The organism is Blastococcus sp. SYSU D00922, assembly GCF_054050495.1.
The window spans coordinates 100,124-124,873 of sequence record NZ_JBJGZL010000003.1; the positions used below are offsets into that span (position 1 = coordinate 100,124).

Consider the following 24,750-nt stretch of genomic DNA (forward strand, 5'->3'; position numbering starts at 1 on the left):
TCCGGGCCGCACTCGGCGCGATACTGCCGCAGCTAGGGCAGCAGGCCGCGCTGGGCGGCGATGGCGACGGCTTCCGTGCGGCCGTTCGCGCCGAGCTTGGCGAGGATGTTGCTGACGTGCACGCTGGCAGTCTTCTCGCTGATGTACAGCTCGGCGCCGATCTGCCGGTTCGTCCGGCCCGCCGCGAGCAGCCGCAGCACCTCGGCCTCCCGCGGCGTCATCACGGCGGAGACCTCGACGGCTCGCACCCCGGCCACATCGAGGCGGCCACGCCGCGCCAGCGCCTCCACCGCGGTCCGCAGCGGCGTCGCCCCGAGCCGGACGGCGACCTCGTGCGCGAGCTCGGCCTCCTTCGCCGCCTCCGCCCGCTCACCAGAGGCGAGCAGCGCCTCGGCCAGCCGCCACCGCGACCGGGCCTCCTCGTAGACGTGCCCGAAGCCGAACGCGTCGACCGCCTCGCGCCACAGCTCGACCGCCGCCTCGCCGCGCACCCGCGACGCCTCGGCCACCACCCGCGCCTGCCAAGCGAGCGCCTCGACCCCCATCGTCGCACCGTAGTTGCGCTCGTAGACCTCGACCGCCGACATCGCGACCTCGAGCAGCTGCTGCCCCGCCCGCACCCAGCGCTCGATGGCGGCCTCGTTCCCGTCCCGACGAGCGGCCGCCGCGGCATCGCCCACCGCCGCGAGCGCCGTGCCGGCCAAGCGCAGCACGCCCAGGTGGTCGTCGTCCCACTCCTGCCGGAGCCGGTCGTTCGTGGCCAGGGCGACGTCGACGGCCTTCTGCGCGTCGCCCTCCCAGGCCGCCAGGTCGATCTCGGACGCGGCGGTGACCAGGTCGAGCAGGATGTGCGCGTTCAGCCGCGGGATCAACGAGCGCGCCCAGTCGATGCGCTCGTGCGCCGAGGGGTCACCGCGGCCGACCAGCACCAGCAGCCCGTCGGCGCGCACGTGCGCCGACATCTCCGGCACCCGGGCCAGCACGTCCGCCTCGGCCAGGCTCTCGTCCCAGTCGCCGGCCATGTACAGCGCCGTCACCTGCAGGTGGCGCAGCTCCGCCGGGTAGTACGACCACTCGGCGCCGAGGTCGCGCGCCCGGCGGGTGCCCAGTCGCGTCCACTCGAGCGACTCGGCGATCCGGCCGTCCTCGAAGGTGACGGTCGCGAGGTTGAACAGCACGCGCATCTCGACCTCGACGTTGCCCGACCGGCGCGCCCGCGCCAGCGCCTCGTCGAGGCGGGCCTGCACCACCGCCGGGTCGCCGCCGGGCCGCGCCCGCACCTGCGTGACGGCGATGTCGGACCAGGCGCCGTCGAATCCGAGCGCGTCGGCCGCGGCCAGCGCCTCCTCGGCGACGCGGTCGGCCTCCTCCATCGCGCCGACCGAGTAACCCATCCGCGCGTGCGTCGCGGCCGCCCAGGTCCGCTCCTTGGACGGCGGCTGTGCCGGCACCAGCGCCATCGCCGCGGCGCTCTCGCGGTAGGCGCCGGTGACGTCCTCGACCCGCACCATGGCCTGGGCGAGCGTGTAGTGCACCCGCGCCCGCGCCGTCGGCTCGCCGTCGGGACCGAGCACCGCCAGCGCCGAGCGCAGGAGCGCCACAGCCCGGTGCAGCTCCCCCACCATGCGCGCCGCAGCGGCGGTCTCCATCAGCAGCGCGACCTGGTCGCGGCCGGCGCGCTCCGCCGCGTCGGGCACCGCGGTCCAGAGCGCCAGCGCCGCCTCCAGGTGCTGCAGCTGCTCCGCCGGGGCGCCGACCCGGCTGGCGGCGCTCGCGGCATCGAGCGACGCGCTGAAGGCCCCGGGCAGGTCATTGCTCTCCCGCGCGTGGTGTGCCCGCTCGGCCGCCGTGCCGGCGCCCGGAGCGCTCGCCAGGTACGCCGCGATGGCCGCGTGCAGGCGGACCCGCTCGCCCGGCAGCAGGTCGGCGATCACCGCCTCGCGGAGCAGCGCGTGCCGGAAGCGGTAGCGGCCGTCGTCGGAGACGACCAGAAGGTGGTGGTGGACGACCTCGGCCAGCGCCTGGTCGAGCTCGCCGTGGCCCAGCTCGCCGACGGCGGCCAGCAGCTCGTGCCGCACGCGGCGGCCGGCGACCGCGGCGATGCGGAGCACCTGCTGGGCGGCCTGGCTCCGCTGCTCCACGCGGGCGAGCAGCACGTCGGTCAGGGCCATCGGCAGGGCCTCGCCGTGCAGGCCGGCGGCCACCAGCTCCTCGGCGTAGAACGCGTTCCCCTCGGCACGCGCCACGACGTCGTCCACGACTGACTGCGGCAGCGACCCGGCCGACGCCGACAGGCGACGGACGAGCGTGCCCACCTCGTCGTCGGGGAGCGGCGCCAGCTCCAGCCGCTCGACGCCGGGCAGCCGCACGAGCTCGGCCAGCAGGGGGCGCAGCGGGTGGCGGCGGTGCAGGTCGTCGGCCCGGTAGGAGGCGACCACGGCGACCGGCTCGTCGGACAGGCGCGCCAGCAGGTAGCGGAGCAGGTCGCGGCTGGACCGGTCGGCCCAGTGGACGTCCTCGAGCACGATCAGCAGCGGGCCGGAGGAGGCCACCTCGCAGATCAGCCCGGCCACCGACTCGAACAGCTGCAGCCGGCCGTCGTCGGCGGGCTGGGGGGCGGCCCGGTGCGGCAGGGGCCGGCTGAGGTCGCGGGACTCCGTCGTGACCGGCACGTCGACCGGTGGGGGCGCGACCGGCCGCCCGGCCAGCAGCGCCGCCAGCACCGGGTTCTTCGTGGAGTTCGGGGCGAGCTCGGGTTCGTCGCCCACCGGCCGCAGCAGGTCGACGAACGGCAGGTAGGGCAGGCCGACGTCACCGAGGTCGACGCAGTGCCCGGTGAGCACCCGCACGCCGCGCTCGCCGGCGCGGGCAGTGAGCTCGTCGAGCAGCCGGGTCTTGCCGACGCCGGCGTCGCCCGACAGGAGGACGGTGCTCGCGCGGCCAGCCGCCGCCCGGTCGACGTGCGCCAGCAGGCGGGCGAGCTCGGAGGCCCGTCCCACCATCGGCGCGTCGTCCCAGCGTGGCACGGCGTCGATCGTGGCACGGGCCTCCGACAGGACCGAACCGATTGTCACCCCAGCGAGCCGGTCAGCTCGCGCGGCGGCGGTTGCGGAACCACGCGCCCCGCTTGGTGCGGGTGCCGCGACCGGCCGCCATGAGCAGCTCGCGGCGGTAGGCGAGCTCGGAGTCCAGAGCCGGGTTGCTGTAGTGGAGAGTCATCGTCGTGCCTTCCGTCGTCCCTGTGTGGATGACGGCAACGTTCGCCCTGAGGCGTGGGCCCCGGCATCGGTAGACCACGCACTCCCTCGGCCCCATGGGCGCTCTGAGGGGCCCTGAGGTACCTCAGACGCACCCTTTCGGGGGACTACGGCAGGCGAAACCGCAGGTGAGGCGGTTGGGTGCCGGATCTGGCGGGAACTGCTGCCCCGCGGCGCCTGCCGCCGGCTCCGGCCTGCCCGCAGCCGTGACGAAGGGAGTGCGGAATGAGGCTCGGAACCGGCATCGTCCTGCTCGCGCTGGGTGCCATCCTGACCTTCGCCCTGAACGTCGACGTCAGCGGCGTCGACCTGAGGGTGGTCGGCTGGATCCTGATGATCGTCGGTGCCCTCGGCATCGTGCTGGAGCTCGCCGTCTGGGGCCCGCGTCAGCGCCGGGTCACCCGGACCGACGCCTACGGCGACCCGGCCACCGGAACACCGGTCCGGCGCAGCACGACCGAAGAGCGCTACTGAGCGAACCCGCTCCGCGCGAAGGGCCCCGTCGACGACGACGGGGCCCTTCTGCGTCTCAGCGCAGCTCGGTGCCCTTGGTCTCCCGCAGCGTGAGGATCACGGCGAAGGCGACCGCCGCGGCGATGGCGACGTACCAGAAGAACCACAGCGGGTGCCCGGCGTCGGACAGCGCCGTGATGACCAGGGGCGCCGTCCCGCCGAACAGCGCGACCGTGAGGTTGTACCAAGCGCCGATGCCGGTCGCCCGCAGCTCCGTGGGGAACAGCTCGCTCATGATCGCGGGGGCGATCGAGGCCATCAGCGCGTAGAGCCCCAGCCCCGTGCAGAACACGATGATCAGCGAGAAGAGGTTGTCCCGCACGAGGAACGACAGCGGCACGATCAGCACCGCCATCGCCCCGGACCAGATGAGCAGCTGCGGCTTGCGCCCGATGTGGTCCGACAGCTTGCCGAACGGGTAGCAGAGCGCCACGAACAGCGCGGTGCCGATCGAGAGCGCGATGAACACGTCGGTCTTGTCGGCATCGCGGAAGCTGATCGCGAACGGGGTCAGCGCGCTGAAGAACGTGTAGTACGACAGCGTCGACAGCAGCGTGAACGCGCACAGCTGCACCACGGCCTTGGGGTGGTGCTTGATGGTCTGCAGCAGCGGGTTCTTCGTCGCGCGGGCCTTCTCCGCGTTCTCCTCGAACTGCTCGGTCTCCACCAGCGACCGGCGCAGCCACATGCCGATGAGCCCGAGGGCGCCGCCGATGAAGAACGCGATCCGCCAGCCGTAGCTCTCCAGCTGGTCGTCGCTGAGGGTGCTGGTGAGCAGGACGCCGAGGAGCGAGGCCGCCAGCAGCGCCGACCCGGTGGAGACGTAGAAGAAGGACGAGTAGCGGCCCCGGTGCGCCGGCGGGGCGATCTCACCGAGGTAGGCCGACGCGTTCGAGACCTCGCCGCCCAGCGACATGCCCTGCGCCACCCGGGCGAGCAGCAGCAGGATCGGCGCCAGCCACCCGACCTGGTCGTAGGTCGGCAGGATCGCGATCACCATCGACCCGCCGGCCATCAGCAGGATGGTCAGCAGCATCCCCGCCTTGCGGCCCTTGAGGTCGGCGAACCGGCCGAGCAGGAGCCCGCCCAGCGGGCGGAAGAAGAAGGCGAGCGCGTAGGTCGACGTCGCCCCGATCAGGGCCAGCGCCTCGTTCTCGGACGGGAAGAACTGGCCGGCGAAGAAGACGACGAAGGTGGCGTAGACCGTCCAGTCGAACCACTCGACGGCGTTGCCGATGCTGGCCGAGACGAGCGTCTTGACCGGCAGCCTGTGCCGTTCTCCCGTGGTCGTCGCCGTGCCGTGCTCGACCGTTCCGGCCATGGTTCTCCCCCGTCGTCCCGGGCGGCTGTGACCCGGACCACGCTAAGCGGGGCCGCGGGGGGCGGCATGTCGGGAGAGTGGGGTCCGGACCGGATGACGGCCGCCTCGCGGCGAGATGCACAACGCGGCTCCAGGCCCCCGACCGAGGTCGGGGCGGTAGTCCGTGAAGGCGTAACCAAATGGCACCCGGGGGCACGATGCACCCGGCCCGGACACCTCCGACGCTACCCCTGAAACCGAGTCCCTGTCGTGCCGAGTGGGAGGCGCCCTCCCCTCAGTTGAAGCCCCGGTCGTCCTGCTTGAGCGCCGTGTCGACGGTCAGCGCGGAGGCGATCACCATGCTGGCCAGCGGTTCCGGCAACCGGTAGTGCACCAGGACCACGTAGCGGTCGGCCGTGGTGAACAGCGTGCGGGCCAGCCCCTCCCACGTCTTCGTGATGCGAGCCACCTCGACCCCGGCCGCGTCGGTGATGGCGAAGTCCCACGCCCGCCAGTTCTCCGCCTGGATCGCGCCCACGAGCTGACCATTCGCCACCAGGTCGAAGCGGATCTTGCCGAACACGTTGGCCTGGACGATCTCGCCGACCGGGGCGCCGTCCGGCCTTTGCACGACCACCCGCGACTTCACGAACTTGGCCGGCCGGGTCAGCACGAGCACCGGCCCGCGGCTGTCGCGGACCTCGAGCGTGTGGGTGAGGAACTGGTCGAGGTTGGACACGAAGCGGACGGCCTTCTTCAGCCCGCTCTGCCCGACCTGGACGACGGCGCCGATCTGCCGCCCCTCGCCGTCGAGGACGGCGTACTCGTTGGTGAGCTCGATGAGCTTGGTCTTCTGGCTCACCAGCAGGACCGGCTGCTCGTACAGCGAGGGACCGACAGCCGGCGCCGCGACCGGCGCAGGTGCCGGCGCGGGCGGCGGGGGTGCCGCCTGCTGGAGGCGCTCGGTCCAGCCCTGGCCGTCCCACCAGCGCCGGCCCCCTCCTCCGGCCGGGTCGGGGTACCAGCCGGGCGGCGGAGGAGGCTGCGTCACGGCGGTCAAGCTAGCGCCCGTGCCCGCCCGGACGCGGGAAGGGCGCGTGCCAGACTCCGGCCATGACGCGGGCGACGGCCGACCTGACCGACGCGGAGGCACGCGTCCTCGACGCGGTGGACGAGCGGTGGACCGTCGAGCGCCTCGCGGCGCTGGTCGCCGTCCCCTCGGTGGGCGGCACGCCCGCCGAGAGCGAGGCGCAGCACCTGCTCGCCGGCTGGCTCGGCGAGCTGGGCTGCGACGTCGACACCTGGCAGATCGACCTCGCCGAGGCGGCCACGGCCGCCGACGCCCCCGGGCAGGAGGTCGAGCGCACCGAGGCGTGGGGCGTGGTCGGCACGGTGCCGGCCGCCGAAGACGGCCGCCCGGCACTGGTCCTCGCCGGGCACACGGACGTCGTCCCGCCCGGCGACCGGGCGCTCTGGGACGGCGACCCGTTCGTGCCCCGCATCGCCGGAGGTGACCTGCACGGCCGCGGCGCCTGCGACATGAAGGCCGGCGTCGTTTCCTCCCTCGCCGCAGTGGCCGCGGTCCGCTCGGCCGGCGTCCGGCTGGTGCGCCCGGTCGCGCTGCACGCCGTCGTCGGCGAGGAGGACGGCGGCCTCGGCGCCTGGGCGACGATCCGGCGGGGGCACCTCGGCGACGTCTGCGTCATCCCGGAGCCGACCGCCGGGGCGGTCGTGACGGCCAGCGCCGGGGCCCTGACGTTTCGGCTGGAGGTCGAGGGCCACGCCGCGCACGCCGCCATGCGCGACCGGGGCGTCAGCGCGGTGGAGAAGTTCGCGCTGGTCCACGCCGCGCTGCAGCAGTTCGAGGCGGAGCGGCAGAAGGACGCCGATCCCCGCTTCGGGGACGCGGCGTTCCCCTACGGCCTGTCGATCGGCCGCGTACGGGCCGGCGACTGGGCGAGCTCGGTGCCCGACCGGCTGGTGGCCGAGGGCCGCTACGGCGTCCGGGTCGGCGAGCCGGTGCCGGTGGCCAAGGCCGCCTTCGAGGAGCGGCTGGCCGCCATCTGCGCCGCGGACCCGTGGCTGGCCGAGCACCCGGTGCGGCTGGCCTGGACCGGCGGCGCGTTCGCGAGCGGCCAACTGCCGGCCGGTCACGACCTGCTGCCGGCCGTGCAGGCGGTCGTCGCCGACGCCGGTGGCGGGACGCCGGAGGAGCGCGCGGTGGCCGCGGGGACCGACATGCGGCTGTACGCGGCGGCCGGCGTCCCGACGCTGCACTACGGGCCCGGCGACCTGCACCTGGCGCACGGCCCGCTCGAGAAGGTGCCGGTGGCCGACGTGGTCACCGCCGCGCGCGCGTTCGCGCTGCTGATCCTGCGCACCTGCGGCGTCCGATGACCGGGCTGGTGGAGTTCGAGGCGTGGGCGCGGCTCGCCGGCGACTCCCCCACCTCCCGCACCGAGTGGGCCGCGCTGGTCGCGGCCTGGAGCGAGCCCCACCGGCGGTACCACGACCTCGCGCACCTGGCGGCGGTCCTCGGGCTGCTCGGCGAGCTGGGCACGGGCGACCTGGTCCCCGTCCGCCTGGCCGCCTGGTACCACGACGCCGTCTACGACCCGCAGCGTCCGGACAACGAGGAGGTCAGCGCGCAGCGCGCCCGCGCCGGGCTCCGCGGCCTGGTCGACGACGACGTGGCGGCCGAGGTGGAGCGGCTCGTGCTGCTCACCGCCGGCCACGACGCCGCCCCGGACGACGCGAACGCCGCGGTGCTCTGCGACGCCGACCTCGCCGTCCTGGCCGGGCCGCCGGACGCCTACGCCACGTACGCCTCGGCCATCCGCGCGGAGTACGGGCACCTGTCGGACGAGGAGTTCACCGCGGGGCGGATCGCCGTCCTCGAGCACCTGCTGTCGCTGCCGACGCTGTACCGCACCCCGGCGGCCCAGCCGTGGACGGCGACCGCGCGGGCGAACATGACCGCCGAGCTCGTGCTGCTCAGGCGCCGCGCCGGGTCTTCCTGACCCGGAGCCCCGCGGCCAGCAGCCGGGTGAGCAGCTCGCGGGCCCCCACCGGCTCGGCGCCGGCGGCCACCGCGATGTCGTAGAGGTCCTCGGGGACGTCGTAGTGGTCGCCCTGGAACGCCCGTCGCGGGATCCCCAGCTCGCGCTCGACGAAGGCGTGCAACTCGTCGTAGGAGACGTCGCTGACCAGGTGCGACCACAGCCGCCCGCGCCACGGCCACACGGGGGTGTCGATCAGCACGGCCACGGAACGCAGTCTGCCTGCCCCGGCTAGCGTCTGGCGGGTGACTGCAGAGATCCGCTGGGGCATCGTCGGGCCGGGGCGCATCGCCGAGAGCGTCGTCAAGGACTTTCCGGTGGTCGACGGCGCCCGGCCGGTGGCGGTCGCCTCTCGGTCGCTGGAGCGGGCCGAGGCCTTCGCCGCCCGTCACGGCATCGAGCGGGCGCACGGCTCGTATGCCGACATCGTCGCCGACCCCGATGTCGACGTCCTCTACGTCGCGACGCCGCACCCGCAGCACCACGCGCTCGCGATCGCCGCCCTCCGCGCCGGCAAGGCCCTCCTCGTCGAGAAGTCCTTCACGGCGACCACCGCCGGGGCGCAGGAGGTCGTCGACCTGGCGCGGGAGACCGGCGTCTTCGTCATGGAGGCGATGTGGACCCGGTTCCAGCCGGCGATCGTCGCGATGCGGGAGCTGATCGCCGACGGCGCGATCGGCGAGGTGCGCTCCGTCCAGGCCGACCTCGGCGTCGCCCGCGAGTACGACCCGGTCGATCGCCTCTTCGACCTGGCCCTCGGGGGCGGCGCGCTGCTCGACCTCGGCGTCTACGTCGTCTCCTTCGCGCAGATGCTGCTGGGGACGCCGGAGCGCGTGGTCGCGGCCGGGTCGCTCTTCCCCTCCGGTGCCGACGCGGAAGCCTCGCTGCTGCTCGACCACGGGGACGGGCGGACGGCGACCCTCATGACGTCGCTGCGCAACGCCCTCCCGGGCCAGGCGCGCGTCTTCGGGACGACGGGCTGGATCGACGTGCCGCCCCGCTTCCACCACCCGTCCGCCATCGTGCTGCACCGCGCGGGTGCCGAGCCCGAGACGATCACCCGCCCGCCGCGGGGCGCCGGCTACTCCCACGAGCTGCTCGAGGTCACCGAGGGCGTGCGGGCCGGCCGGTCGGAGAGCGCGGTCATGCCGCTGGCCGACACCCTCGCCGTCCAGGCGGTCCTCGGGGAGGCCGCGGAGCAGCTCGGCGTCCGGCACGCGGAGGCACCCGCCCTCTAGACGGGCACCCCCGGCGTCTTCTGCCCCTCCGCCCACGCGCGGCCGAGCGCCTGGTCGGCCGTCGGCACGCGGGTCCGCGTCCCCCCGGCCCGGACGACGGCGTCGGCGAAGTGGACGGCGTCGATGATCGCCGCACAGCCCGGGTCGTTGTTGAAGTAGACGAGGACGTCGTCGTCGCCGTAGGTGGACGCCAGCCGGTCGGCCCACAGCTGCAGCGTCTCGGGGCGGTAGCGCCAGGCCTCGTAGCCGTGGTGGAAGCGCAGGTAGCCCCAGTCGGCGGTCCGCCACAGCGGGGCGACCGGCTGCTCGTCGCGGTCGGCCCAGCACAGCGCCGCGCCGTACCGCTCGAGCAGGGCCCGGACGTCGTCGGTCCACCAGCTCTCGTGCCGGGGTTCGACGGCGACCCGCGTGCCGCCGGGGAACTGCGCCAGGCACTCGCGGAGCAGGTCGGCGTCGGCCTTCAGCGTGGGCGGCAGCTGCAGCAGGATCGTGTCGAGCCGGTGCTCCAGCCCCTCGGCCCGGCCCATCAGGCGGGCGACCGGCTCCTCCGGCTCGCGCAGCCGCTTGATGTGGGTGAGGAAGCGGCTGGCCTTCACCGCCCAGCGGAAGTCCGGCGGCGTGCGCTCGCGCCACTTCACGAACGTCTCGCGCTCCGGCAGGCGGTAGAAGGCGTTGTTGCTCTCGACCGTCGCGAAGAACTCGGCGTAGTGCTCCAGCCACAGCCGCTGCGGCAGCTTGGCCGGGTAGAACAGCCCGCGCCAGTCGCGGTACTGCCAGCCCGAGGTCCCGATGATCACGGTCACGGGTGGCCGCCTACCCTCCGCGGTCATGACTGACGCACCCGCGGGCCCGACGTCACCCGCTCGGTTCAAGGACCTCTGCCTCGACGCCCGCGACCACCAGGCGCTCGCCGACTGGTGGTGCTCGGCGATGGGATACGTCCGCCGCGACTCCGTGCAGCCACCCGAGGAGGGCTGGGTGCGTCCCGCCGACTGGCCGGTGCCGATCGTCGACCCGTCGGGCGCCGGGCCGCTGATGTGGATCGTGCCGGTCCCGGAGTTCAAGATGGTGAAGAACCGGATGCACCACGACGTCCTCGGCGACACGCAGGCTTTGCTCGCGTTGGGCGCCACCATGGTGCGCCCCCGGGACGAGGACACCGAGCCCGACGGCGCCATCGAGTGGGACGTGCTGGCCGACCCCGAGGGCAACGAGTTCTGCGTCTTCTCCCCGGAATGACCGGTCACCGAGGGCGGGGAAGTCGGGGTGTGCCGACGCCGTCGGAGCCCCGATTCCCCGCCCTCGTGCGGAACGGGCCACCCCTACTCCGGGGAAGTAGGGGTCTGGACGGCGGGCCAGGGGCCTACTTCCCCGAAGAAGGCCCCTGGACCGCAAGGCCCCACGAACGCTGACAGGGGCGGCCCGCCGAAGCGGACCGCCCCTGCCGGGCAGTGCTGGTGGTGCTACGTGGCTGGACTCAGAAGTCCATGCCGCCCATGCCGCCGTCGGCGCCCGGCATGGCCGGAGCGTTCTTCTCCGGCTTGTCGGCGATGACGGCCTCGGTGGTGAGGAAGAGCGCCGCGATGGAGGCGGCGTTCTGCAGCGCCGAGCGGGTCACCTTGGCGGGGTCGATGATCCCGTTGGCGACCAGGTCCACGTACTCGCCGGAGGCGGCGTTGAGGCCCCAGCCGGTGTCGGAGTTGCGGACCTTCTCCGCGACGACGCCACCCTCGAGGCCGGCGTTGACGGCGATCTGCTTCAGCGGCGCCTCGAGCGCGACGCGCACGATGTTGGCACCGGTCGCCTCGTCACCCTCGAGCTCGAGCTTGTCGAACGCGACGGCCGTGGCCTGCGCGAGGGCGACGCCACCACCGGCGACGATGCCCTCCTCGACGGCGGCCTTGGCGTTGCGCACCGCGTCCTCGATGCGGTGCTTGCGCTCCTTGAGCTCGACCTCCGTCGCGGCACCGGCCTTGATGACGGCGACGCCACCGGCGAGCTTGGCCAGGCGCTCCTGGAGCTTCTCGCGGTCGTAGTCGGAGTCCGACTTCTCGATCTCGGCGCGGATCTGGTTGACGCGACCCTGGATCTGGTCGGCGTCACCAGCGCCCTCGATGATGGTCGTCTCGTCCTTGGTGGTGACGAACTTGCGCGCGCGGCCCAGCAGGGAGATGTCGGCGTTGTCGAGCTTGAGGCCGACCTCCTCGCTGATGACCTGGCCACCCGTGAGGATGGCGATGTCGGCCAGCATGGCCTTGCGGCGGTCACCGAAGCCCGGGGCCTTGACGGCGACGGACTTGAAGGTGCCGCGGATCTTGTTCACGACCAGGGTCGCGAGGGCCTCGCCCTCGACGTCCTCGGCGATGATGGCCAGCGGCTTGCCCGACTGCATGACCTTCTCGAGCAGCGGCAGCAGGTCCTTGACGGAGCTGATCTTGCCGTTGACGACCAGGATGTACGGGTCGTCGAGCACGGTCTCCATGCGCTCGGAGTCGGTGACGAAGTACGCCGACAGGTGACCCTTGTCGAAGCGCATGCCCTCGGTGAGCTCGAGCTCGAGGCCGAAGGTGTTGCTCTCCTCGACGGTGATGACGCCTTCCTTGCCGACCTTGTCCATCGCCTCGGCGATGAGCTCGCCGATGGCGGGGTCAGCGGCGGAGATCGAGGCGGTGGCGGCGATCTGCTCCTTGGTCTCGACGTCCTTGGCGGTCGAGAGGAGGTACTCGCTGACGGCCTCGACGGCCTTCTCGATGCCCTTCTTCAGGGCCATCGGGTTCGCGCCGGCGGCGACGTTGCGCAGACCCTCGCGGACGAGAGCCTGGGCGAGCACGGTGGCGGTGGTGGTGCCGTCACCCGCGACGTCGTCGGTCTTCTTCGCGACCTCCTTGACCAGCTCGGCCCCGATCTTCTCCCACGGGTCCTCGAGCTCGATCTCCTTGGCGATGCTCACACCATCGTTGGTGATGGTGGGCGCGCCCCACTTCTTCTCGAGTACGACGTTGCGGCCCTTGGGGCCGAGGGTCACCTTGACGGCGTCGGCGAGGGTGTTCATGCCCCGCTCGAGGCCGCGGCGCGCCTCTTCGTCGAACGCGATCATCTTGGCCATGTGGTGATGTCCTCCATGCATTGATCGCTGCACGGCCGGGTTCGGCGCCCGCGACGGACGACACCCGCGACGTGGACGCTCCTGCGGCCCACGAGCCGGTGCCTCACCGTTCCGACCTGATTGGCACTCAGGAGCCCCGAGTGCCAGAAATCAGTCTGGCACTCGACCCCTGCGAGTGCAAGAACGGGGTCCCCCGCCCGGCTGTTCCCGAGCCTGGGAAGCCGGGGGGAAGCACCGAGGCCCGGCCCCCTGGACGGGGACCGGGCCTCGATGAGGTGGTGCTGGATTCAGGCCGCGACGACCTGGTCCGCCTGCGGGCCCTTGGCGCCCTGGACGACCTCGAAGCTGACCCGCTGGCCCTCTTCGAGGCTCTTGTACCCGTCCATCTGGATGGCCGAGTAGTGGACGAAGACGTCCTGGCCGCCGTCGACGGCGATGAAGCCGAAGCCCTTCTCGGCGTTGAACCACTTCACGGTGCCCTGTGCCACGTGTGCTCCCACGTTCGTGCGTGCGGACGGCGCCCTCTTGATCGGGGGTGCCGGGTCTAGCTCTTCCGCCCGTGGACACGAACGTGGAACTCGAACCGCGCGAGAACGTACATCAGGAAATGCCTGGTGGCGCTACATCCACGCAGGACCGATACCCGGATGTGACGACGTGGCGTCGCCCGATCCGGTAGGAGAACCCGACCCTAGCCCTCAGGCGATGAGGCCGGCCGCCCGGACCGACTTCAGCGACGGGTCGACGCGGTGGGTGAAGCCGACGACGGGCTCGAGCGGGTCGAGCGTCTTCAGGCCCTCGCCGGTGTTGAGGACGACGGTCTCCTTCGCCGGGTCCAGGCGGCCGTCCTCGACCAGCTGGCGCAGCACCGCGACGGTGACGCCGCCGGCGGTCTCGGCGAAGACGCCGGTGGTCCGGGCGAGGTCGCGGATGCCCTGCACGATCTCGTCGTCGCCCACCCGGCCGACCGAGCCGCCGGTGCGGCGGATCGCGTCGAGCGCGTAGGGCCCGTCGGCGGGGTTGCCGATGTTCAGCGACTTGGCGATGCCGGTCGGCTTCACCGGCTTCACGACGTCCCAGCCGTTGTCGAAGGCGGTGGCGATCGGGTCGCAGCCGGCCGACTGCGCACCGAAGATCGTCCACTCGGTGGCCTCGACGATGCCGGCGGCGGTGAGCTCGCGGAAGGCCTTGTCCACCTTGGTGAGCAGCGAGCCCGACGCCATCGGGATGACGACCTGGGCCGGGATGCGCCAGCCCAGCTGCTCGGCGATCTCGTAGCCCATCGTCTTCGAGCCCTCGGCGTAGTAGGGCCGGACGTTCTGGTTGACGAAGGCCGTGTCCTCGAACTCGTCGGTCTCGGCGAGCTCGCTGGTCAGACGGTTGACGTCGTCGTAGGACCCGTCGACGGCGACCAGCGTCTGGCCGTAGACCGCCGACTGCACGACCTTGCCGGGCTCCAGGTCGCTCGGGATGAAGACGAACGACGGCAACCCGACGCGGGCGGCGTGCGCGGCCACCGAGTTGGCCAGGTTGCCGGTGGAGGCGGCGGCGATCTTCTTGTAGCCCAGCCGCTTGGCGGCGGTGGCGGCCAGCGACACCACGCGGTCCTTGAAGGAGTGCGTCGGGTTGGCCGAGTCGTCCTTCACCCACAGCCCGCCGGTGATGCCGAGCTCGGCGGCGAGCCGGTCGGCGCGCACGAGCGGCGTCAGGCCGGGGTCGAGCGACACACGGTCGGCCGGGTCCTGGCCCACGGGCAGGAGGCCCGCGTACCGCCAGATGTTCTGCGGCCCGGCCTCGATCTGCTCGCGGGTGACCGCCTTCATGAGCTCGGGGTCGTAGTCGACCTCCAGCGGGCCGAAGCACTCGGCGCAGGCGTGCTCGGCGATCAGGCCGAAGGTCGCCCCGCAGTTGCGGCACACGAGGCCGCGGGCGGGACACGGGGGGATCGGGCCACCGGCAGCGGAATCGGCCTGGAGGGATCCGGGTGCGGTCAGGGTCATGCGACGACTACCTCCTCATCTTCCCCGCAGCGGGCCGTCGAGCCGTGCGGGACGGAATTGGCACCTTCCGCTGCGCATGCGCGCAGGCGGCGGTTGCCGGGGCTTCGTCGGGCCGTGTCCCTCTGCCCCTCTGGATGAGTGGAACGCCGCCGATCGTACCCACCGGGTCCCGTGGCTCCCCGCCCGGCCGGGTGCGTTCCACGTCACCACTCCCCTTGCCGCCCTCCCCGAGCCCCAGCACGATCGGCCGGCAGCAGACGACCGGAGCGGGGAGAACGCCGTGGACGGGCACCGACGCACGCTGCGTGCCGTCCTGGCGGTCGTCCTCGCCGTCGTCGTCGCCGGCTGCACGGCACCGGACCGGACGACGGAGCGCCCGGCCGCCCCGGGGTCGACGACCGCGGCCGTCACCGCACTCAGCGGGGTCCTCCTGCAGTTCCGGCGCGATGTCGCCCGGGGGCGCGTCGAGGTGCGGCTCACGGCGTCGGCCCCCGACCTCGCGGTCGACGAGCTGGAGCTGGTGGCCCCGGGCCTGACCGCCGAGCCCGGCGACCCCCGCGGTGCCGTGCTCCGGCCGGGAGCGGGTGTGGACTTCCCGGTGGTGGTGGGCGGCGACTGCGCCGTCGCCGCCGGTCCTCCGACGGCCATCGTCCGGCTCCGTGACGGGACGGGGGTCGCGCGGGAGGTGACAGTGCCGCTCGAGGACGACGGCCTCGTCGGGCGGCTCCACGAGGGGCTCTGCTTCGAGGAGACGCTGCTGCGGCAGGTCGAGTTCGAGGTGGCCGACCTGCGGGAGGCGGACGGCCCGGCGCTCCGTGCAGCCGTGCGCGTCCGCCGGGTCGGCGGCGACGAGCCCGTGCGGATCACACGGGTCGACCCGAACACCGTCTACGACATCACGCCGGTCGGCCGGCTGCCCGCGCTCGACGGCGACGGCGCGGTGACCGCCGTCCTGCGGCTGGTCCCGGCCCGCTGCGACGTCCACGCGCTCGGCGAGAGCTACCGGACCGGGCTGATCGGGCTGGTCGTCGAGCTCGGCGACGAGGAGCCGCGCTCGTTCGTGCTCACACCGGACCCCGCCGTGCGGCAGCGGATCGAGGCGTTCGCCGTGGAGACCTGCCGCGAGGGCGCCGGCTGACCCCGGGCACGATGGCCCCGTGGCCGCCCGCATCGTGTACACCGATCTCGACGGCACGATGGTCGGCCCGCGGGGGTCGTTCTGGCACACCGCCGACCGCGAGCTGACGGCCTCACCGGCCACCGCGCTCCTGGAGCTGCACCGCGCCGGGGTCCCGTTGGTGCTGGTCAGCGGCCGCACGTTCGAGCAGGTGATCGAGGCTGCGCGGATCTTCGCGTGCGACGGCGCCATCGCCGAGCTGGGTGCCACGGTCGCGTGGGACGCCGGCCGGGGCGTCCACCGGATCCGCGGCCGGCTGCCCGAGGCGTACGGCGACCGGACGCCGATGGACGTGATGGCCGAACTGGGCGTCGTCGAGGACCTGATCGCCGAGCACCCGGGCCGGTTGGAGTGGCACGCCCCGTGGCATGCCACCCACGACACCGACGCCCTGCTGCGCGGCCGGGTGGACCCGGTCGCCGTCGACGCCTGGCTCGCCGAGCGGGGCGCCGGCTGGCTCACGCTCAAGGACAACGGCGCCATCCCGGCGACGTCGCGGTTCGGCCTGGACGACGACCCGCTGCCGCCGCGGGTCTACCACCTGATGCCGCGCGGCATCTCCAAGGGCGCGGCCATCGCCTGGGACCTCGAGCGCCGCGGCCTCTCCCCCGCCGACGCCATCGCGATCGGCGACAGCGTCAGCGACCTCGACATGGCACCCGCCGTCGGCCGGCTGTTCATCACCGCCAACGGGGCGTCGGTCGACGGCATGACCGGGCTGATCGAGGCCGTCCCGAACGTGACGGTCACCGACGCGGCCATGGGCGAGGGCTGGGCCCAGGCCGTCCGCGCCGGCCTCTGAGGGAACGTCAGACGACGTCGTAGGTGAGGTGGGTGGCCGTCGACGTCACCGTCGCGTCCCGCTGCACCAGCGTGCGCGCGGCGCCGCCGGTGAACAGCGGTGTCCCGGCGCCGAGCACGACCGGGGCGAGGTGCAGGGACAGCACGTCGACCAACCCGGCGGCGACGGCCGAGCCGACGGTGGCGCCGCCGCCCATGACGACGACGTCGAGGTCCTCGCCCTTGTCCGACGACGCGGCCGCGGCGCGCTCCCGTGCGGCGTCCACGGCGTCGGACAGGCCGGTGGTGACGAACGTCCAGTCGAGGTCGGTCAGCCGCACCGTTTCCGGCACGGTGCTCGTCACGACCACGAAGGCGGGCTTGCCGACCTCACCGGCGCCGTAGCCCACCTCGTCGTTCCAGCCGTCGGGCCCGTCGACCACGTCGAAGAGCCGCCGGCCGAGGACCACGGCACCCGACCGGGCGGTCGCCTCGCGCACGATCCGGCGGTCGTCGGGGTCGTCGGAGAACGCCCACGTGTGCAGCGCCTCACCTCCGGTGCCCAGGCCGTTCCGGGGACCGGGGTCGGGCCCGGTCACGAAGCCGTCCACCGAGACGGCGATGTCCGCGATGATCCGAGTCATGACGGGCAGACCCGTCGCCCCCCCCTAAGTCATCGCCCCCCCCGGGTCAGAGGGACATCCAGCAGTAGAGCGCGCCCCCACCGCTACGGGCTCGCTTCGCGAGATCGGCGATCTCCTCGAGTGCCTCCGCGAGGTCGCCGGGATCCCACCAGCCGGCCAGCTCCTCCGTGCGGACCCAGGGCTCCGCCACCTGCCGGAGACGGTCCGGCGAGGCGCCGGCCAGTGCATCCGTCAGCGCGTCGCTCAGCCGGTGCACCCACACCTCGTCCTGCGCCTCCCCTACCGAAGCGCCGGCGTTCGCGGCGACGAGCGCATCGACGTCGCCACCGACGAGCAGCGATTCGAGGGTCGCCATCGGGACGACCGGATCGAGACCCTTGAGGTCGACCACGGGGAGCCCCGACGGCGCAGCGGACGGACCTCCCACCGACGTGATCGTCCGCGCCGCTTCCTCATCGCTGCCGGCGACGAAGTAGTCGCACAGGAGTCCCATGGTGCGGACCGTATCCAGGCCGCGGCTCCTCCCCCAGGACCGTCACACGGTCGGGCGAGCGGCCTGCGTCCGGAGCTAGGACGTGACGTCGCGGCGGGCGAAGTGCCGGAACCCCAGCGCGGTGAAGATCGCCGCGTAGACCAGCGACTGGATCACGCCGCGGAAGAGGTCACCGGAGTCGACCGGCGTCTGGAGCAGGTCGGTCCAGGCGTACTCCTCCGCCGTCGGGAACCAGTCGCGGATCGCGCCCAGCTGCTCGACCTGGTCGAGGATCGCGAACACGAACATCGTGAAGACGGCGCCGCCCACCGCGGCCAGCGGCGCGTCGGTGATGGTGGAGAACCAGAAGGCCAGGGTGCCGACGACGAGCAGGTGGACGGCGAGGTAGGCCAGCATCCCGGCCAGCCGGAGCATCCCCTCCCCCTGGCCGAGCGTCACGCCCACCGGCGTCTGGATGTCACCGAACCCGAACGCGATGCCGCCGGCCACCACCGCCACAGCGGTGAGCGCGACCAGCGCGGCCACCGACTGGATCAATGCGGCGTACCACTTCTGCCGGAGCAGCCGCATGCGCGGCACCGGCGTGGCCAGGGCGTAGCGGAGCGACCCCCACTGCGCCTCCACGGCCACCGTGTCGCCGAAGAACAGCGCGTAGACCACCACCAGGAAGAACCCGGTGGTGGCGAAGAGGACGAACAGCGTGAAGTTCAGCCCGCTCGACGTCGCGACGTCGACGAGGTTGACGAACTCGTTCTCGGCCGCCTCCTCGCTGCCGCCGAGCTGCAGCGCCGCGATGAGGATGAGCGGGAGCGCCGCCATGAGTGCGAAGACGCCGATGGTGCGGCGTCGCTTGAACTGCCGGCGCAGCTCCACCGACACCCGCAACGTCCGCTCCGGCCGGTAGCCGGCGACCGCGCCGGTCGGCTGCACGTGCTCGGTCGTGCTCATGACTCCCCCACCAGCGCCAGGAAGGCGTCCTCGAGCCGGCGACGCGGCGTGAACTGGTCGACGTCGATGCCGGCAGCCACCAGCGCCTGCAGCGCGGCCGCCCGGCCGTAGCCGTCAAGGTCGGCCACCAGCCCCTCGTCGGTGCGCCCGGCGGTCACGCCGGGCAGCCCCTCGAGGACGGCGATCGCCCGGTCGGTGTCGGCGTCGTCGGTGAGGCCGACGAGCACAGCCCCACCCGTGCCGACGATCTCCTCCACCGTGCCCTGCGCGATCTTCTGCCCCTTGGCCATGACGACGACGTGGCTGCAGGTCTGCTCGATCTCGCTCAGCAGGTGGCTGGAGACGATGACGGTGCGCCCGGTGGCGGCGTAGTTCTGCAGCACCTCGCGCATGGCGTGGATCTGCGGCGGGTCCAGCCCGTTGGTCGGCTCGTCGAGCACCAGCAGGTCGGGCAGGCCGAGCATCGCCTGCGCGATCGCGACGCGCTGCCGCATGCCCTGGCTGTAGCGGCGGACCGGGCGGTCGAGCGCGGTGCCCAGGCCGGCCACCTCGATCGCCTCCTCCATGTGCGCGTCCTCCGCGGGCCGGCCGGTCGCCGCCCAGTAGAGGCGCAGGTTGTCGCGACCGGAGAGGTGCGGCTGCAGCCCCGTCCCCTCGACGAAGGAGCCGAGCCGGGACAGCACGGGCGCCCCGGGCCCGGCCGCGTGCCCGAAGATGCTGATCCGCCCCTCGGTCGGCCGGATCAACCCCATGAGCATGCGCAGCGACGTCGTCTTCCCCGCTCCATTGGGGCCCAGCAGACCGAGGACCTGCCCGCGACGGACCTCGAACGAGAGGTCGCGGACGGCGACGAAGCCGTCCTTGTAGGCCTTGGTGACGCCCTCGAACCGCAGCGGCACGTCCTCGCCGTCCGGTTCGACGGCCGAGACCTGGCGTCGCCGCCGTCGGCCCCACAGCAGCGCCGCCGCCCAGCCGAGCAGACCCAGGCCGGCCAGCACGGCCAGCAGGACCCACCACCGCACGGAGCTGCTGTCCGCCTGCGCGATGCCCTCCACCTGGGGCACGGCGAGCGCCGTGTCGGCCAGCGCGACGGAGTACACCGACGACTCCGCGGGCAGGGCGAACGCCTGGTCGGTCGAGGAGACGACCAGCCGCATCGTGTGGCCGGCCTCGAAGCGGTGCACGATGCCCGGCAGCGTGATGCGCACCGGCGTGGGCTGCGCCGGATCGGCCGAGAGCCCGGTCAGCGCCAGCGGGGCCACCAGCCCGGCGGGGAGCGTGGTGCCGCCGCCCGGGGCGACGTCGTAGAGCTTCGCGAACAAGGTCGCCGTCCCGGCGGGTGCGGCGACGGCGATCTCGGCCGTGGGGGCCCCGACCACCTCGACGGCCGCGTCGAGCGGCTCGCTCTCGAAGGCGGCGAACTGACCGGGGATCTCCAGCGTCGAGCCGCCCAGGGCGGAGGTCAGCGCGCCGAGGCCGGGAACCGTGGTGAGAGCCCCCGGGGTCCCGCCCGCCGGGGTGACGACCGGCTGGGTGGAGCCCTCGAGCTCGACGTCCCGGCGACCGGTCGGCTCGGCGCCCTCCAGACCCGGGTAGACGTCGGCGCGGACCGTCTGGGTGCCGCCCTGGACCCGCCCGACGCCGCTGCCGAGGCCGGTGGGCGCCGGGTACTCGAAGCCGGTGCCGGGGTCCTCGCCCTGGCCGCGCAGGTGGAAGTCGAACCAGCCGACGACCTGCTCGCGCAGGTACTCGGTCACCCTGTCCGAGGCCGCGGCGTCGTGCCCGCCCGCGTACCAGACCACCTTGACCGGGGTGCCGGTCGCCGCGATGCCGCGGGCGTTGGCGTCGGCCTGCCCCAGGCCGAACAGGGAGTCCTGGGTGCCCTGGATCAGCAGGGTGGGGGCGTCGATCCGGTCGAGCACACCGGCGGGGCTGCTCCGGTCGAGCACGGCGGCGATCTCCGGGGTCAGGGTGCCGGTGGCAGCGGCCGTCTGGTAGGCGGCGCAGATGTCCGCGCGGAACCGGCCGCAGGTCAGCGCCTGCTCGATCGCGGCGGGGTCCAGGGAGGAGAGGTCGGGCAGGCTCAGCCCGTCGGCCGCGGCGGGCTCGGTGTCGCCGTCGTCGCCGTCCTCGCCGTTGGCCCCGCCGAACCCGTCGAGCAGCCCGCCGCTGGGGACCGAGCCGACGCCGAAGAACAGCCCGGCCCACAGCCGCTTGAAGACGCCGGCGGCGTCGTCCTGCGGGGTGGCGGCGGGCGTGGCGTCGTCGACGGTGCCGGTCTGCGACGGGAACAGCGCCGCGGTGAGGGAGTTCCACGTGATCTGGGGCGCGATCGCGTCGACGCGGTCGTCGTACGCAGCGCCGAGCAGCGACACCGCGCCGCCGTAGGACCCGCCGGCCACGCCCACCCGGGGGTCGCCGTCGCCGTCGAGCTGCACGTCGTCCCGCTCGGCGAGCAGGTCGATCAGCACGGAGAGGTCGGCGATCTCGTAGCGCGGGTCGTTCAGGCCGATCTGCCCGGTGCTCTCCCCGAACCCGCGGGCCGAGTAGGTGAGCACGACGTAGCCGCGCTCGGCGAGGTCCTGGGCGTCGTCGGCCACCGACTGCTTGCTGCCGCCGAAGCCGTGGGCGAGGACCACCGCGGGAGCCGGCTCGTCGCCGGCGGGGAGGAAGAGGGTGGTGTCGAGCTCCACCGCGTCCGCACCGCTGCCCGAGGGCACCCGGCTCTCCTCGGTGCGCACCTCGTCGGCCGCGGAGGCGGCGGGCGCGAGGGCGAGCAGACCGCCGGACAGCAGCAGGGAGGCGAGGACTGCGGACGTCACGCGGGCGCCGGAGCGCGGGCGGGGACGCACCAGCCCGCGGAGGGGGCGCACGAAGCGGCCAACGGACGACGGGCGGCCGGTGTTCCGGGCGCCCGACGTCCGGTTCCGGGATCGACCGCGGGCCGCCCCCGGGCCCTGGATCAGGGCTGCCAGTCGCCCGTCGTGACGACGACGAGGCCCGGCGCGTCGACACCGGCGGGCAGCTCGAAGAAGCGCGGCGTCGGGCCCTGGAGCTGCGGGAACATCTCCTGCAGCTGCAGGGCGGCCTGCCGCTGGTTCTCGTCGCCGTCGGTGAAGAACACCGTGCTGGCGGCCACGTCACCGGCGGTGTAGGCGCCGACGGCGGGGGTCTCCCAGCCGCCGGCCGCGACCGTCGCCGCGACCTTGGCCGCCAGGCCGTTGATGTCGGTGGAGTTGAGCACGGTGACCGGCACCCGGACCGGGGAGGCCGCGACCGGCTCGGTCTCGATCGGGTTGTCGGGCAGCTCGGGCAGCGACGAGACGTCCGGGACGACGGGGGCCGTCGTGGCGGGGGCGGTGTCCGTCTGCGCGGCGGCGTCCTGGGTCTCCGGCGAGACGTAGGAGTAGACGCCGAGGACGCCGAGCGCCACGACGGTCATGGCCACCAGGCCCTTGAGGACGGTGTGCGTCTTGCGCGGCTCGTCCTCTTCGAGGACGGCGACGGCCGAGCCCTTGTGCCCCTGCGCCTTGCGGCGGGCGGCGTCGGCGGCCTGGCGCTCGGCACGCATGGCGGCGCGGCCACCGACGGGGCCCGTCCCCGGACCGCGGACCGGCGCGGGAGCGTCGTCGTCGGCCTGGGCCGGGCGCCGGCCACGGCGGACGGACCGTTCCGGGATCGCGGTCGTGCCGGGCGCGTGCGCGAACTCGGGGTCGCTGAACGGGTCGTCGGCCTCGGAGCGCGTCGTCCAGTCGCCGAAGGTGGGGGCGCCGGCGGCCGTCTTCTGGTTCGGCACCCGGGGAGCGGGCGCGGACCGGCGGAGACCGGAGCGGCCGGTGGAGACGAGGACGGACTCGTCGTCCGGCAGGGAACGCGCGGTGCGCACCGGGCGCTCGAGCAGGTCGCCCCGGGCTCCGGCGCCGTGGTTCGGGGAGCGCAAGGCGTCGTCGGCCACGACGTCGGCGCCGCCCTGGTAGGAGGCGACCGAGGTCAGCGGCGCGGGAGCCGCAGCCGGACGCGGCGGAGCCGCGACGCGGGCAGCCGGGACGGGAGGCAGGGGCAGCCGGGAGCGCGACATCTGCCGCGGCCCCTCCGGCGTGCGCACGGCGGCGCCGGGCACGGGACGGGAGGCAGCCGGCCGGCCACTGCCGGCCCGGTCACGACCCGGTGCGGTGGGGTGATCGCTCAGCTCGGCGGACGCACCCCGCCAGAGACCGTCGGGAACGTCCGTACGCCGACGACCCGGGGCCATGGGGGCGCTGCCCCGGTCCCGTCCGTCACTGCCTGAATCGGCGTGCCTGCCCACGGTGAGTAAATCTAACCGGTGTAAGTCTCATCCGAAAGGACCTTGGGACGAACGCGTTCGTGCCCGCGCGAGTCGCAGCCGCCGCAACCGCCTGACCAGCAGCGGGTCGGCGGCCAGGGCGTCGGGCCGGTCGACGAGGGCGTTGAGCACCTGGTAGTAGCGCGTCGGGGTCACGCCGAAGAGGTCGCGGATCGCGGTCTCCTTGGCCCCCGGACGGCGCCACCACTGCCGCTCGAAGGTGAGCATCTCGTGCTCCCTGCGCGAGAGCCCCACGCCCGGGACCTGCGCGGAAGCCTCCGCGAGGCCCTCCGGCCGGGGCGGGGAGACCACCGGGTTCGGGTCGTCGGTCATCGCTCGTCCATCTCCTGCTCGTCCGGCCGCCCGGGTACCCGGGGCCGCCAACGCCTGCGACGGTAGCCGCGGGGTCCGACAGTTCCGCGCAACCCGTGAGGCGTCGTCCCGCAGCCCGTCAGAGGCGGGCCGGGACCACCTCAGCGGCCGCCCGGCGGCTCGACGCCCGGGCGTGTCGCAGGGTGTCGACGGTGAACACCGCCAGGGCCACCCAGACGATCGCGAAACCGGCCAGCCGCGCGGGCGGCATCGGCTCGCCGTAGACGAAGACACCGATCGCCAGCTGCATGGACGGTGTCAGGTACTGCAGCAGCCCCACCGTCGACAGCGGGATCCGCCGGGCGGCCGCGGCGAAGAGCAGGAGCGGCACCGCCGTGGCGACCCCGGAGCTGACGAGCAGCAGCGCGTGACCCGCGCCGGCGTTGCCGAACGTGCCATCACCGTTCGAGTGCGCCACCGCCAGCACCGCTGCCGCCGGGAGCGCCACGAGCGCCGTCTCGACGAACAGGCCTGGCGCCGCCTCGGTCCGCACGATCTTCTTCATCAGCCCGTACAGGCCGAAGGTGACCGCGAGGGCCAGCGCGATCCACGGCGGGCGCCCGTAGTCGATGGTCAGCACGAGCACCGCGACCGCGGCGATCCCGACGGCCGTCCACTGCAGCGGTCGGAGGCGCTCGGCGAACACCACGACCCCCAGCAGCACGCTCACCAGGGGGTTGATGAAGTAACCGAGCGAGGTCTCGACGACGTGCCCGGAGTTGACGCCGTAGACGAAGACCAGCCAGTTGCCGGCGATGAGGACGGCCGCGCCGAGCAGCACCAGCAGCCGGCGCCGGTCGGTGACCAGCGCGCGGACCTGGCCCCACCGCCGCACGGCGGTGAGGAGGACCGCGACGAAGAGCAGGGACCAGAGCACCCGGTGGGCGACGATCTCCAGCCCGCCGGCCGGCTCGAGCAGCGGGAAGTAGAGAGGGAACAGTCCCCACAGGGCGTAGGCGCCCAGCCCGGAGACCACCCCCAGGCGACGCTCGTCCACGGCCGCACCGTACGCGGCGCCGCGGTCAGGGGGTCTGGATGTAGTCCACCAGCTGCCGGCGCTCCTCCTCGAGCTCGTCGAGCCGCGCCTTGACGACGTCGCCGATCGAGACGATGCCCACCAGCTCGCCGTCCACCACCACGGGGACGTGGCGCACCCGCTTGTCGGTCATCGTGCGGGCGAGGTCGTGCACGCTCGCGTCGGGCGGGCAGGTGTGCACCTCCGCCGTCATCACGCTCGAGACCGGTTCGGCGAGCAGACCGGCGCCGCGGGTGTGCAGTCCCCGGGCGACGTCCCGCTCGGAGACGATGCCGTCGATGCGGCGGCCGTCGGAGGAGACCACCAGCGCGCCGATGCCCTTCTCCGCCAGCAGGGCGAGCGCGGTGCGGACGGTCTCCGATGCGTCGATCGTGGCGATCTCGCGGCCCTTGTGCCGCAGCAACTGGCTGATCTGCACGGGAACCTCCTCGGAGGACGGTGCGGGGAGTGTGCACCCGCGCCCGCCCGGGGGCAACGGCGCGCGGATCCGGCCTACCGTCGAG

The 24,750-nt window shown here is 73.7% G+C and carries 24 protein-coding genes and 1 riboswitch; of the genes, 7 read left to right on the forward strand and 17 right to left on the reverse strand.

The window, feature by feature from the left end:
* Window positions 1-32: 32 nt before the first annotated feature.
* Window positions 33-3,026, reverse strand: a complete 2,994-nt coding sequence (locus ACI78T_RS05390; RefSeq protein WP_456557056.1) for a helix-turn-helix transcriptional regulator — start codon at window positions 3,024-3,026, stop codon at window positions 33-35.
* 61 nt (window positions 3,027-3,087) lie between these two features.
* Entirely contained in the window at window positions 3,088-3,219 is a 132-nt protein-coding gene (locus ACI78T_RS05395; protein ID WP_456557057.1) for a hypothetical protein, read from the reverse strand.
* A gap of 263 nt (window positions 3,220-3,482) precedes the next feature.
* Between ACI78T_RS05395 and ACI78T_RS05400 the strand changes: the two genes are divergently transcribed.
* Entirely contained in the window at window positions 3,483-3,731 is a 249-nt protein-coding gene (locus tag ACI78T_RS05400) for a DUF6458 family protein (protein WP_456557058.1), read from the forward strand.
* Between the two features lie 55 nt (window positions 3,732-3,786).
* Here ACI78T_RS05400 and ACI78T_RS05405 read toward each other — a convergent pair whose 3' ends face one another.
* Both ACI78T_RS05405 and ACI78T_RS05410 read right to left on the reverse strand, forming a co-directional pair.
* Entirely contained in the window at window positions 3,787-5,091 is a 1,305-nt protein-coding gene (locus tag ACI78T_RS05405; protein ID WP_456557059.1) for an MFS transporter, read from the reverse strand.
* Window positions 5,092-5,365: 274 nt separating this feature from the next.
* Complete coding sequence (locus ACI78T_RS05410; protein ID WP_456557060.1) at window positions 5,366-6,121, reverse strand: phospholipid scramblase-related protein; 756 nt, start codon at window positions 6,119-6,121, stop codon at window positions 5,366-5,368.
* A 62-nt stretch (window positions 6,122-6,183) separates the two neighbouring features.
* Between ACI78T_RS05410 and ACI78T_RS05415 the strand changes: the two genes are divergently transcribed.
* Both ACI78T_RS05415 and ACI78T_RS05420 read left to right on the forward strand, forming a co-directional pair.
* Entirely contained in the window at window positions 6,184-7,467 is a 1,284-nt protein-coding gene (locus ACI78T_RS05415) for an ArgE/DapE family deacylase (protein ID WP_456557061.1), read from the forward strand.
* Entirely contained in the window at window positions 7,464-8,090 is a 627-nt protein-coding gene (locus ACI78T_RS05420; protein WP_456557062.1) for an HD domain-containing protein, read from the forward strand. Before ACI78T_RS05415 ends, ACI78T_RS05420 begins: the two co-directional genes overlap by 4 nt.
* Here ACI78T_RS05420 and ACI78T_RS05425 read toward each other — a convergent pair.
* Window positions 8,065-8,337 (reverse strand): DUF4031 domain-containing protein, encoded by a 273-nt coding sequence (locus ACI78T_RS05425; protein WP_456557063.1) that lies wholly within the window; start codon window positions 8,335-8,337, stop codon window positions 8,065-8,067. The two genes, ACI78T_RS05420 and ACI78T_RS05425, sit on opposite strands and share 26 nt — an antisense overlap.
* A gap of 37 nt (window positions 8,338-8,374) precedes the next feature.
* Here ACI78T_RS05425 and ACI78T_RS05430 point away from each other — a divergent pair, with 37 nt between their 5' ends.
* Window positions 8,375-9,367, forward strand: coding sequence for a Gfo/Idh/MocA family protein (locus ACI78T_RS05430; protein WP_456557064.1), 993 nt, complete (start codon window positions 8,375-8,377; stop codon window positions 9,365-9,367).
* Here ACI78T_RS05430 and ACI78T_RS05435 read toward each other — a convergent pair.
* The gene (locus ACI78T_RS05435; protein WP_456557065.1) at window positions 9,364-10,170 is read right to left on the reverse strand and encodes a DUF72 domain-containing protein; all 807 of its coding nucleotides are present in this window, start codon (window positions 10,168-10,170) and stop codon (window positions 9,364-9,366) included. The two genes, ACI78T_RS05430 and ACI78T_RS05435, sit on opposite strands and share 4 nt — an antisense overlap.
* A gap of 25 nt (window positions 10,171-10,195) precedes the next feature.
* Between ACI78T_RS05435 and ACI78T_RS05440 the strand changes: the two genes are divergently transcribed.
* Window positions 10,196-10,606 (forward strand): VOC family protein, encoded by a 411-nt coding sequence (locus ACI78T_RS05440; RefSeq protein WP_456557066.1) that lies wholly within the window; start codon window positions 10,196-10,198, stop codon window positions 10,604-10,606.
* 238 nt (window positions 10,607-10,844) lie between these two features.
* Here the strand turns inward: ACI78T_RS05440 and groL are convergent, their stop codons facing one another.
* The 3 genes from groL to thrC form a co-directional block, all read right to left on the reverse strand.
* Entirely contained in the window at window positions 10,845-12,473 is a 1,629-nt protein-coding gene (groL, locus tag ACI78T_RS05445; RefSeq protein WP_456557067.1) for a chaperonin GroEL, read from the reverse strand.
* Window positions 12,474-12,760: 287 nt separating this feature from the next.
* On the reverse strand, window positions 12,761-12,961 hold the full coding sequence (locus ACI78T_RS05450) for a cold-shock protein (protein WP_135099472.1): 201 nt from the start codon (window positions 12,959-12,961) through the stop codon (window positions 12,761-12,763).
* A gap of 210 nt (window positions 12,962-13,171) precedes the next feature.
* A complete protein-coding gene (gene thrC / locus ACI78T_RS05455) occupies window positions 13,172-14,473 on the reverse strand; it encodes a threonine synthase (RefSeq protein WP_456557068.1) in 1,302 nt (433 codons plus the stop codon).
* Between the two features lie 12 nt (window positions 14,474-14,485).
* Window positions 14,486-14,614, reverse strand: a riboswitch (SAM riboswitch).
* Between the two features lie 139 nt (window positions 14,615-14,753).
* Here thrC and ACI78T_RS05460 point away from each other — a divergent pair.
* Both ACI78T_RS05460 and ACI78T_RS05465 read left to right on the forward strand, forming a co-directional pair.
* Window positions 14,754-15,611 carry a hypothetical protein gene (locus ACI78T_RS05460; RefSeq protein WP_456557069.1) on the forward strand — a complete coding sequence of 286 codons (858 nt, stop codon included), beginning with the start codon at window positions 14,754-14,756 and terminating at the stop codon, window positions 15,609-15,611.
* 19 nt (window positions 15,612-15,630) lie between these two features.
* Window positions 15,631-16,452: an HAD family hydrolase gene (locus ACI78T_RS05465; RefSeq protein WP_456557070.1), complete on the forward strand. Its 822-nt coding sequence runs from the start codon at window positions 15,631-15,633 to the stop codon at window positions 16,450-16,452.
* Between the two features lie 7 nt (window positions 16,453-16,459).
* On the opposite strand, the gene ACI78T_RS05470 is transcribed toward ACI78T_RS05465, so the two are convergent.
* The 8 genes from ACI78T_RS05470 to ACI78T_RS05505 all read right to left on the reverse strand — a co-directional run bounded on the left by ACI78T_RS05470 (window position 16,460) and on the right by ACI78T_RS05505 (window position 24,665).
* Window positions 16,460-17,074, reverse strand: a complete 615-nt coding sequence (locus tag ACI78T_RS05470) for a dihydrofolate reductase family protein (protein WP_456557071.1) — start codon at window positions 17,072-17,074, stop codon at window positions 16,460-16,462.
* Between the two features lie 46 nt (window positions 17,075-17,120).
* Window positions 17,121-17,567: a hypothetical protein gene (locus ACI78T_RS05475; RefSeq protein WP_456557072.1), complete on the reverse strand. Its 447-nt coding sequence runs from the start codon at window positions 17,565-17,567 to the stop codon at window positions 17,121-17,123.
* Between the two features lie 75 nt (window positions 17,568-17,642).
* Window positions 17,643-18,515, reverse strand: a complete 873-nt coding sequence (locus ACI78T_RS05480; RefSeq protein ID WP_456557073.1) for an ABC transporter permease — start codon at window positions 18,513-18,515, stop codon at window positions 17,643-17,645.
* Window positions 18,512-21,337 (reverse strand): alpha/beta fold hydrolase, encoded by a 2,826-nt coding sequence (locus tag ACI78T_RS05485; RefSeq protein ID WP_456557074.1) that lies wholly within the window; start codon window positions 21,335-21,337, stop codon window positions 18,512-18,514. Before ACI78T_RS05485 ends, ACI78T_RS05480 begins: the two co-directional genes overlap by 4 nt.
* 140 nt (window positions 21,338-21,477) lie before the next feature.
* On the reverse strand, window positions 21,478-22,635 hold the full coding sequence (locus ACI78T_RS05490) for a LytR C-terminal domain-containing protein (protein ID WP_456557075.1): 1,158 nt from the start codon (window positions 22,633-22,635) through the stop codon (window positions 21,478-21,480).
* Between the two features lie 213 nt (window positions 22,636-22,848).
* Complete coding sequence (locus tag ACI78T_RS05495) at window positions 22,849-23,172, reverse strand: DUF3263 domain-containing protein (protein ID WP_456557076.1); 324 nt, start codon at window positions 23,170-23,172, stop codon at window positions 22,849-22,851.
* 118 nt (window positions 23,173-23,290) lie between these two features.
* A complete protein-coding gene (rarD, locus tag ACI78T_RS05500) occupies window positions 23,291-24,208 on the reverse strand; it encodes an EamA family transporter RarD (protein WP_456557077.1) in 918 nt (305 codons plus the stop codon).
* 25 nt (window positions 24,209-24,233) lie between these two features.
* Window positions 24,234-24,665: a CBS domain-containing protein gene (locus ACI78T_RS05505; RefSeq protein ID WP_456557078.1), complete on the reverse strand. Its 432-nt coding sequence runs from the start codon at window positions 24,663-24,665 to the stop codon at window positions 24,234-24,236.
* Between the last annotated feature and the right edge of the window lie 85 nt (window positions 24,666-24,750).

Coding starts and splice junctions, on each gene's coding strand:
- ACI78T_RS05395 (WP_456557057.1), bottom strand. CDS start 3,219: ATGACTCTCCACTACAGCAACCCGGCTCTGGACTCCGAGCTCGCCTAC.
- ACI78T_RS05400 (WP_456557058.1), top strand. CDS start 3,483: ATGAGGCTCGGAACCGGCATCGTCCTGCTCGCGCTGGGTGCCATCCTG.
- ACI78T_RS05405 (WP_456557059.1), bottom strand. CDS start 5,091: ATGGCCGGAACGGTCGAGCACGGCACGGCGACGACCACGGGAGAACGG.
- ACI78T_RS05415 (WP_456557061.1), top strand. CDS start 6,184: ATGACGCGGGCGACGGCCGACCTGACCGACGCGGAGGCACGCGTCCTC.
- ACI78T_RS05420 (WP_456557062.1), top strand. CDS start 7,464: ATGACCGGGCTGGTGGAGTTCGAGGCGTGGGCGCGGCTCGCCGGCGAC.
- ACI78T_RS05440 (WP_456557066.1), top strand. CDS start 10,196: ATGACTGACGCACCCGCGGGCCCGACGTCACCCGCTCGGTTCAAGGAC.
- groL (WP_456557067.1), bottom strand. CDS start 12,473: ATGGCCAAGATGATCGCGTTCGACGAAGAGGCGCGCCGCGGCCTCGAG.
- thrC (WP_456557068.1), bottom strand. CDS start 14,473: ATGACCCTGACCGCACCCGGATCCCTCCAGGCCGATTCCGCTGCCGGT.
- ACI78T_RS05470 (WP_456557071.1), bottom strand. CDS start 17,074: ATGACTCGGATCATCGCGGACATCGCCGTCTCGGTGGACGGCTTCGTG.
- ACI78T_RS05475 (WP_456557072.1), bottom strand. CDS start 17,567: ATGGGACTCCTGTGCGACTACTTCGTCGCCGGCAGCGATGAGGAAGCG.
- ACI78T_RS05480 (WP_456557073.1), bottom strand. CDS start 18,515: ATGAGCACGACCGAGCACGTGCAGCCGACCGGCGCGGTCGCCGGCTAC.
- ACI78T_RS05495 (WP_456557076.1), bottom strand. CDS start 23,172: ATGACCGACGACCCGAACCCGGTGGTCTCCCCGCCCCGGCCGGAGGGC.